The organism is Streptomyces sp. NPDC014764, from assembly GCF_043082785.1.
GTDB classification, from domain to species: Bacteria; Actinomycetota; Actinomycetes; order Streptomycetales; family Streptomycetaceae; genus Streptomyces; species Streptomyces althioticus.
Window position 1 is genome coordinate 459,520 of sequence record NZ_JBIBXY010000006.1, and the last position, 8,369, is coordinate 467,888.

At 71.1% G+C, this 8,369-nt stretch carries 8 protein-coding genes and 1 riboswitch; of the genes, 1 reads left to right on the forward strand and 7 read right to left on the reverse strand.

Annotation, left to right across the window (positions count from 1 at the left end; all coding sequences use genetic code 11):
- Window positions 1-234: 234 nt before the first annotated feature.
- The gene (locus ACF1AG_RS18625) at window positions 235-1,020 is read right to left on the reverse strand and encodes an SGNH/GDSL hydrolase family protein (protein ID WP_387795294.1); all 786 of its coding nucleotides are present in this window, start codon (window positions 1,018-1,020) and stop codon (window positions 235-237) included.
- 238 nt (window positions 1,021-1,258) lie between these two features.
- The gene (locus ACF1AG_RS18630) at window positions 1,259-2,185 is read right to left on the reverse strand and encodes a peptidoglycan DD-metalloendopeptidase family protein (RefSeq protein ID WP_359607441.1); all 927 of its coding nucleotides are present in this window, start codon (window positions 2,183-2,185) and stop codon (window positions 1,259-1,261) included.
- A gap of 4 nt (window positions 2,186-2,189) precedes the next feature.
- Window positions 2,190-2,354: riboswitch (cyclic di-AMP (ydaO/yuaA leader) on the reverse strand.
- Window positions 2,355-2,874: 520 nt separating this feature from the next.
- Between ACF1AG_RS18630 and ACF1AG_RS18635 the strand changes: the two genes are divergently transcribed.
- Window positions 2,875-3,672: a tyrosine-protein phosphatase gene (locus tag ACF1AG_RS18635; RefSeq protein WP_359607443.1), complete on the forward strand. Its 798-nt coding sequence runs from the start codon at window positions 2,875-2,877 to the stop codon at window positions 3,670-3,672.
- 15 nt (window positions 3,673-3,687) lie between these two features.
- On the opposite strand, the gene ACF1AG_RS18640 is transcribed toward ACF1AG_RS18635, so the two are convergent.
- The 5 genes from ACF1AG_RS18640 to ACF1AG_RS18660 all read right to left on the reverse strand — a co-directional run.
- Window positions 3,688-3,816, reverse strand: a complete 129-nt coding sequence (locus ACF1AG_RS18640; protein ID WP_078493074.1) for a DUF6126 family protein — start codon at window positions 3,814-3,816, stop codon at window positions 3,688-3,690.
- On the reverse strand, window positions 3,813-4,436 hold the full coding sequence (locus ACF1AG_RS18645) for an XRE family transcriptional regulator (protein WP_359607445.1): 624 nt from the start codon (window positions 4,434-4,436) through the stop codon (window positions 3,813-3,815). Before ACF1AG_RS18645 ends, ACF1AG_RS18640 begins: the two co-directional genes overlap by 4 nt.
- Before the next feature lie 78 nt (window positions 4,437-4,514).
- Complete coding sequence (locus ACF1AG_RS18650) at window positions 4,515-5,930, reverse strand: aspartate aminotransferase family protein (protein WP_359607447.1); 1,416 nt, start codon at window positions 5,928-5,930, stop codon at window positions 4,515-4,517.
- The gene (gene dxs / locus ACF1AG_RS18655; protein WP_359607449.1) at window positions 5,927-7,840 is read right to left on the reverse strand and encodes a 1-deoxy-D-xylulose-5-phosphate synthase; all 1,914 of its coding nucleotides are present in this window, start codon (window positions 7,838-7,840) and stop codon (window positions 5,927-5,929) included. Before dxs ends, ACF1AG_RS18650 begins: the two co-directional genes overlap by 4 nt.
- 28 nt (window positions 7,841-7,868) lie before the next feature.
- A partial coding sequence (locus tag ACF1AG_RS18660) for a flavodoxin-dependent (E)-4-hydroxy-3-methylbut-2-enyl-diphosphate synthase (RefSeq protein ID WP_391810056.1) occupies window positions 7,869-8,369 on the reverse strand: 501 nt, incomplete at its 5' end.

An 8,369-nucleotide genomic window follows, 5' to 3' on the forward strand; every position in this document is an offset into this window, starting at 1 on the left:
CGGGGGGCGGTTGTGGAAACCGCCCCCCGCTCTCCCGCCACGAGGGCTCCGCCCCCGAACCCCTACGCGCCTACGCGCAGTTCCCCGCGCCCCTGAGGGCGTGATCCGCCCCACGCCTTCGAGACGCGCGAGCACCTCGCCCCTTCGGGGGCGCGGGGAACTGCGCGACCACCCACGAGCCGGCCCGCACACGCCCCGCGGGCCCAGCCACCCCGGGCGCCGAGCGGACCGCCCTCACGCCACCTTCGCGATCCGCGAGCGGATGTCCTCCGGGGACAGCGTCCCCTTCGCCGTGACGTGGTCGCCCGAGGACTCCCCGCGGAGCCGGCGCCCGATCCACGGGACCAGGTACTCGCGGGCCCAGTGGACGTCGTCCCGGCGGATCTCCAAGGTGCCGCGGGGCGGGAGCGGGGGCCACGGCTGCTCCGGGTCGGCCGGGACCTTGAGGCCGAGGGCGAGGCCCGCGCGCAGTGCGACGCGGGTGTGGCCCTCGGGCGAGAGGTGCAGCCGGTCGGTGTCCCACGCCCTGCGGTCCTGCACGCTGCGCAGCGACCAGAGGTCGAGCACGGGGCAGCCGTACCGGTCGGCGACCGCCCTCACATGCCCGTTGTACGTGGCGATCTTGCCCCGCAGGTGCTTGAGCAGCGGGACGCCCCGGGTGTCGAAACCGGTCGTCACCAGGACCGTGCCGGCCGCCGCCGCGAGCTGGGCGACCGCCTTCTCGAAGCGCTCGGCCACCTCGTCCGGGTCGGTGCCCGGGCGCAGGATGTCGTTGCCGCCCGCGCACAGGGAGACCAGGTCCGGGGCGAGTTCGACGGCCCGGGGGACCTGGTCGGCCACGATCTGGTCCAGCAGCTTGCCGCGTACGGCGAGGTTGACGTACCGGAAGTCGCCCTCGGGCCTGCGGTCCGCGAGCAGAACGGCGAGCCGGTCGGCCCAGCCGACGAACGCCCCGTCGGGGCCGGGGTCGCCGACGCCCTCGGTGAAGCTGTCCCCCACCGCCACGTACGACCCGATCACTGTTGCCTTGTCACTCTTCGAATCGTCTGCCACAGCCGGACATGATTCACCTTCGGATGTGACCTACGCGACCGTAGGCGGGGGTTGACGCGCGGTGAGATAAGCCACTTCAAGGTTTGGCCAAGCCAGGAATAGGTACGGTCCCGCGCCTGGCGCGGGCCCCGGACACACCGAAGGCCGGCCCCGTGGATCGGGGTCGGCCTTAGGCGCGCGTGTCAGGAAGGGGTGCCGCGAGGGGTCAGAGGGAGACGCCCTTGCCGCGGAGGTACGAGATCGGGTCCACGTCCGAGCCGTAGTCCGGGCTGGTGCGGATCTCGAAGTGCAGGTGCGGGCCGGTCACGTTGCCGGTCGCACCGGAGAGACCGACCTGCTGGCCGGCGCTCACCGTCTGGCCGGCGGAGACGGACAGCGAGGACAGGTGGGCGTACTGGGCGTAGTGGCCGTCGTTCAGCTGGATGACGACCTGGTTGCCGTACGCGCCGCCCCAGCCGGCGGAGACGACGGTGCCGGCGCCGACGGCCTTCAGGGAGGTGCCGGTCGGGACGCTGAAGTCGACACCGGTGTGGTAGCCGCTGGACCACATGCCGCCGGCCACCTTGTAGGCGGTGCCGATGCCGCCGCCGGGCACCGGGGAGGTGAAGCCGGAGGCGGGGGCGGTCTGCGTGGACGCCTCGTTGGAGGAGGACTCCTCGGCGGCCTTCTGCGCGGGCTTCTCGGCCGGCTTCTCGGCCTTGGGCGCGGCGGGCTTGGCGGCCTGCGGCGAAGTGGACTGCTGCGGGGCGCTCTTGGCGGCGGCCTTGCCGTCGATGGAGAGCTTCAGACCCGGGTGGATGAGCGACGGGTCGTCACCGACGGCCTCGCGGTTGTCCGCGTAGAGCTGCTTCCAGCCACCGTCGACGTGCTCGGCCTCGGCGATCTTGGCGAGGTAGTCGCCGGCCTTCACGGTGTACGTGCGGGCTTCGTCGCCCTTTTCGGCCTTGGCCTGCTGGCCGGTGACGGACAGCGACCGGACCGACGTCTCGGGGGCGGACTGCGGGGTCGCGGCGTGCGCGCCGGTGGCGCCGAGGAACGGCAGGGCGAGAGCGGCGCCACCGGTTCCGGCGACGGCGATGGAGCGGGTGAAGAGCTGGGCCTTGGTACGGCGGTGCTTACCCTTCGCGGGCATGACGAATTCCTCTCCGGCGCCTACGAGGTGAGCTGTCGGGTGCGGACTGGAGATGTCCGGCCGCGTTGCTGCGCGGCTTAACCCCAAGCCTGTTTCCGGGGCCCGGAACAGGCAGTTGTACCTGTGGGTCCCCCGCTCCTGCCGTACGTCGGGTCAGTGTGTGCGGGCTCCGGGCGGCGGCAGGATTAGGCGTCCGTCCGGATCGGTTGGGAACGTAAGCGACCTCGACGCGGCGAAACAAGCGCGGGTTCCCGCGAACCCGCTTTTTCCGTGATCGAAAGGGGGAAAAGACGTCACCGTGCGTCGATCTCTCGAGTGACCCGCCGGTGAAATCCCTTGTCACGGAGGGGAATTACGTGAGCATGGCGACAGCACACGGTCACCGGTATGACGATGCTCACGCACTCCCCCCTCAATTCCCCTTCGATCAGGGCACGTTAACCATAAATACTCTATTCGGACACATCACCCTATTGACTATGAAGTCGAACGGGGCGCCCGGTGCAATCGCGACATCTTGATCTTGGCGAGCCGGGTCCGGGACCTTCCCCTCACGGGCAAACAGAAAGCGACATATTCCAACGCCGTCAGGGCGGCCGACAACTCATTGCCCCTGACAGCCATGTCGTATCGTCGAGTGGTGCCCGTCGACGAGCCGCGGCGACGGCGCGGAGTGGGAGGAGCCGTCCGTGACGCAGGAGATCCCGTCGACCGAGCCCCAGCTGACCGGGGTGCGCAACTTCCGCGATGTGGGCGGGCTGCCCACGGTGGACGGCCGTCGGGTGCGGCACGGGGTGCTGTTCCGCAGCGGTCACCTCGCCCACGCCACCGCGGAGGACGCCGCCTTCCTGGCCTCGCTCGGCCTGCACACCGTGTTCGACTTCCGCAACGCGGCCGACCAGAAGCTGGAGGGCCCGGACGTCGCGCTGCCGGGCGTGCGCAACGTCAACCTGCCGCTGAGCGACCCGGCCGACGGCGCGGAGTTCTGGAAGATGGTGCGCGACGGCGACCTGGACCAGCTGCGCGCGATCCTCGCCGGCGGCCAGGGCGCCGACCGCATGATCACCTCGTACCGCATGATCATCAAGGAGCGCACCGCCGAGCACTCCCAGGTGCTGCGCGCGCTGGCCGAGGACAGCGTCCCCGCGCTGATGCACTGCGCGGCCGGCAAGGACCGCGCGGGCCTCTCGGTGGCGGTGACCCTGCTCGCCGTGGGTGTGGAGCGCGACGCGATCGTCGAGGACTACCTGAAGTCCAACGCCAAGCACCGCCGCTACAAGGTACGGCGCAGCGGCAGCTCCCCCGACGCCTACTCCCCCGAGGTCATGGAGCTGCTCAGCCCGCTCTTCGACGCGCGCGAGGAGTATCTGACGGCCGCCTTCGACACGGTCGGGGAGACCTGGGGCGGCGTGGACGCCTACCTGGAGCAGGGGCTCGGGCTCACCCCGGCCCACCGGGAGCGGCTGCGCGAGCGCCTGCTCGACTGACGTCCGCCTCGGCCGCTACTTCTTCGGCGCGATCTCGAAGAGGAAGTAGATGAAGGCCGCGAAGAGGTGCCCGACCACCACGTAGACGAAGAGCCTCACCCAGAGGGCCCGCGGGAACTTCTCCTCCATGTCTTTGCCGGTCACGGTGTCTCTCCATGGGTCGGGCCCAGGCACAGGGCGGCCGTGGGACTCTGCAGCAGGGTGTGCACGAACAGCAGCTCGACCCCGTCGGGGTCCTGCGCGGCGATGCGGTGCGGGGTGAGCGAGTCGAAGTGGGCGCTGTCGCCCGGGGACAGCCGGTGGAGGGTGTCCCCGAGGCGCAGCCGCAGCCGCCCCTTGAGGACGTACAGCCACTCCTCGCCGGGGTGGACGCGCACGATGTCGCCCTGGGAGCCGTGCGGCACGTGCACCCGCAGCGCCTGCATGCCGCGCCCGGCGGCCCCGGCCTGCCAGTACGTCCAGCCGCCGGCCGCCGTGGGTTCCATGTCGGCGGCGCGCACCACGGCGTCCCGGTCGGCGGCCGACTCCCCGAGCAGCTCGGAGACGGTCGTCCCGTAGATCCGCGCGAGGGAGAGCAGCATCGGCAGCGAGGGCTGGCGCTGTCCGGTCTCCAGCCGGGAGAGGTGGGCGGGCGACAGGCCCGCCTGCCGTGCGGCGGCCTCCAGTGTCAGGGAGGCCCGCCGACGCAGGGCACGCAGCTGAGGAGCGACCGCGGGGAGGGCCTCGACAGGCTCGTCCCGCGGGTCGGACTCGGAGGAGCTCATGCCTCCATTGAGCACCGGACTTTGCCTTTGGGGCAATTTTGTTGCCTCAGAGGCAAAGTCCTCGTGCTCGCCGCGCGGTCAGCGGTTGGCGACCGCCTGCTTCACCAGGGTCCTGCCGAAGTCCCAGATGAGCCCGCCGTCGTGGGCGTCGTCCATCACCGCGGTGAAGGCGTCCACGAACCGGTTCACGTCCCCCTCGTCGACGATCAGCGGAGGGATCAGCTTGATCACCTCCAGGTGGTCCCCGGACACCTGCGTGAGGATACGGTGCCGCTGGAGCAGCGGGACCACCACCATCTGCGCGAAGAGTCCCCTGCGGGCCGCCTGGAGCATGGCCCAGCGCGAGCGCAGCTTCAGCGAGCGGGGCCGGCCGAACTCGATGCCGATCATCAGGCCCCGGCCGCGGACGTCGGCGAGCAGTTCGTAGCGGTCGGTCAGGGCGGCCAGCCGGGTCCGCAGCAGGTCCCCGACCCTGCGCACGTGCGCCACGATCTGCTCGTCCTCCATGACCGACAGCACCGCGAGGCCCGCCGCCATGGCCTGTGCGTTGGCGCCGAAGCTGGCGGAGTGCACCAGCACCCGGTCCATCGACGAGAAGACCTTCTTGAAGATCCAGTCCCTGCCGAGCGTGGCCCCGACCGGCACGTACCCGCCGGACAGCGCCTTGGCCACGCACACCAGGTCCGGCTCCACGCCCTCCTCGTGCTGGTAGGCGTAGAAGTCACCGGTGCGGCCGAGCCCGGTCTGCACCTCGTCGGCGATCAGCAGCGCCTTGTGCCGGCGGAGCAGGTCCTGCGCCGCCCGCAGATAGCCGGGCGGGGCCTCGTGGACGCCCTTGCCCTGGATCGGCTCCACGATCAGCGCGGCCACGTCGCCCTTGCGCAGCTCCCGCTCCAGAGCGTCGAGGTCGCCGAGCGGCACGGCCGTGTCGGGCAGCAGCGGGGCGAACCCGTCCCGGAAGCCGGACTCGCCGTTGACGGACAGGGCGCCGGTGGTCAGCCCGTGGAAGGCGTGGTCGCAGTAGAGCACCCTGGGGCGGCCGGTTGCGTAGCGGGCGAACTTGAGCGCGCCCTCCACGGCCTCCGTGCCGCTGTTGCCGAAGAACACCCGGTCCAGGTGCGGGCTGTGGACCAGGAGCCGTTCGGCGAGCAGGCCCGGCAGCGGCTGGCAGTCGAAGCGGGTGAGGTCGGCGAGCGACAGGTCCAGGACGTCGTGCAGCGCCTTGCGGACCACGGGGTGGTGGCGGCCGAGCCCCATCACCCCGAACCCGGCGAGCATGTCCAGATGGTCGTTGCCCTCGGCGTCCCAGAAGTGGGCGCCCTCGGCGCGCTCGTAGACCTTGTCGAAGCCGATGGTGTGCAGCATGCGCGGGAGCTGCGGGTTGAGGTACCGGTTGTGCAGCTCGTAGCGCTCGGCCCCGCGCTCGGCCAGCAGCGCGCCGAGGTCGAACTTCCCGGCCTGTGACGACTCCGACGCGGACTCCGCGGTGGTCATGCCTGGTGCTCCTGTGCGTCCGGTGACTGTTTCGCGACTTCCTCCCGGGCGGCCAGGCTCGCACTGATCCGCCCGGCGACGTCGACGGGGGTGAGACCGACGTCGGCGAGGACCTCCCCGCGCTTGGCGTGCGCGAGGAACTGCTCCGGGATGCCGAACCGCCGTACCGGCACGTCTACGTCCGCGTCGCCCAGCGCCAGCGCCACCGCGGAACCCACCCCGGCTGCGCGGCTGTTGTCCTCGACGACGGCCACCAGCCGGTGCCGGGCGGCCAACGGCGGCAGGGCGGCGTCGACGGGCTTCACCCAGCGGGGGTCGACGACGGTGCAGCCGATCCCCCGCGCCTGGAGCAGGTCCGCGGCCTGGAGGCAGACGGACGCCATCACCCCGACGGCCACGAGCAGCACCTCGGGGTCGTCCGCTCGGTGCAGCACGTCCATACCGCCGATCCGGTCCACCGCCGGGATCGCCGGGCCGGCGGACTCCTTCGGGAAGCGCAGCAGGGTCGGCGCGTCGTCCACGGCGACCGCCTCGCGGAGCTGGGTGCGCAGCTGGTCGGCGTCGCGGGGCGCGGCGATGCGCAGGCCGGGGACGACCTGGAGCACCGACATGTCCCACATGCCGTTGTGGGAGGGGCCGTCGGTGCCGGTGACGCCGGCCCGGTCCAGGACGAAGGTGACGCCGCAGCGGTGCAGGGCCACGTCCATCAGGAGCTGGTCGAAGGCGCGGTTGAGGAAGGTGGCGTAGACGGCGACGACCGGGTGGAGTCCGCCCGTGGCGAGACCGGCGGCGGAGACGGCGGCGTGCTGCTCGGCGATGCCGACGTCCCACACCCGGTCCGGGAAGCGCTCGGCGAACGGGCCGAGGCCGACCGGGTGGAGCATGGCTGCGGTGATGGCGACCACGTCCTCGCGTTCCTCGCCGATCCTGACGATCTCCTCGCCGAAGACCGACGTCCAGGACGGCCCGCCGGAGGGGGCGAGGGGAGCGCAGGTGAGGGGGTCCATCACCCCGACGGTGTGGAAGTGGTCCTCCTCGTGGGCGAGGGCGGGCTCGTAACCGCGGCCCTTCTCGGTGATGCAGTGCACGAGGACGGGACCGTGGAAGCGTCTGGCGCGGCGCAGCGCGGACTCCACGGCCCGGATGTCGTGGCCGTCGATCGGGCCGACGTACTTCAGCCCCAGGTCCTCGAAGAGGCCCTGGGGGGCGAAGGCGTCCTTGAAGCCCTTCTTCGCGCCGTGCAGCGCCTCGTAGACGGGCGGGCCGACCACGGGGGTGCGCTGCAGGACGTCCTTGCCCCAGGCCAGGACACGTTCGTAGCCGTCGGTGGTGCGCAGGGCGGCGAGATGGTTCGCGAGGCCGCCGATGGTGGGGGCGTAGGAGCGTTCGTTGTCGTTGACGACGACGATGAGCGGCCGGTCCTTGGCGGCGGCGATGTTGTTCAGCGCCTCCCAGGCCATCCCGCCGGTGAGCGCGCCGTCACCGATCACCGCGACGACGTGCCCGTTCTCTCCGCGCACCCGGCGGGCCTTGGCGAGGCCGTCGGCCCAGCCGAGTGCGGTGGAGGCGTGGCTGTTCTCGATGAGGTCGTGCTCGGACTCCTCGCGGGAGGGGTAGCCGGAGAGGCCCCCTTTGCCCCGCAGCTTGGAGAAGTCCTGACGGCCGGTCAGTAGCTTGTGCACATAGGACTGGTGGCCGGTGTCCCACAGGATGCGGTCCACTGGGGACTCGAAGACCCGGTGCAGGGCGACGGTCAGCTCCACCACCCCGAGGTTGGGTCCGAGGTGGCCCCCGGTCCTGGCGACCGCGTGCACCAGGAACTGCCTGATCTCGTCGGACAGTTCACCGAGTTCCGCCTCGGTCAGCGCCTTCAGGTCACGTGGTTGCCGAATGCTCTCCAGAATCGTCACGCTCGGGCCCCCTTCGGTTCCGTGCTGTTCAGCTCACGGTGACGGCCGGCTCCCCCGACGCGATACCGTCCTTCTCCATCTGCTCGGCGATCTTCATCGCCTCTTCGATGAGCGTCTCCACGATCTTCGACTCGGGCACGGTCTTGATGACCTCGCCCTTCACGAAGATCTGCCCCTTGCCGTTGCCCGAGGCCACACCCAGATCGGCCTCACGCGCCTCACCCGGGCCGTTCACCACACAGCCCATGACCGCGACCCGCAGCGGCACCTCCATGCCGGTCAGACCCGCGGTGACCTCCTCCGCCAGCTTGTACACATCCACCTGCGCCCGCCCGCACGACGGACAGGACACGATCTCCAGCCCCCGCTGACGCAGGTTCAGCGACTCCAGGATCTGGATGCCGACCTTGATCTCCTCCACCGGCGGCGCCGACAACGACACACGGATGGTGTCACCGATGCCCTGCGACAGCAGCGCCCCGAACGCGACGGCAGACTTGATCGTGCCCTGGAACGCCGGCCCCGCCTC

Bases quoted from the DNA above. Each gene is read 5' to 3' on its own strand.
- ACF1AG_RS18650 (WP_359607447.1), bottom strand. From the start codon at position 5,930: ATGACCACCGCGGAGTCCGCGTCGGAGTCGTCACAGGCCGGGAAGTTC.
- ACF1AG_RS18630 (WP_359607441.1), bottom strand. From the start codon at position 2,185: ATGCCCGCGAAGGGTAAGCACCGCCGTACCAAGGCCCAGCTCTTCACC.
- ACF1AG_RS18645 (WP_359607445.1), bottom strand. From the start codon at position 4,436: ATGAGCTCCTCCGAGTCCGACCCGCGGGACGAGCCTGTCGAGGCCCTC.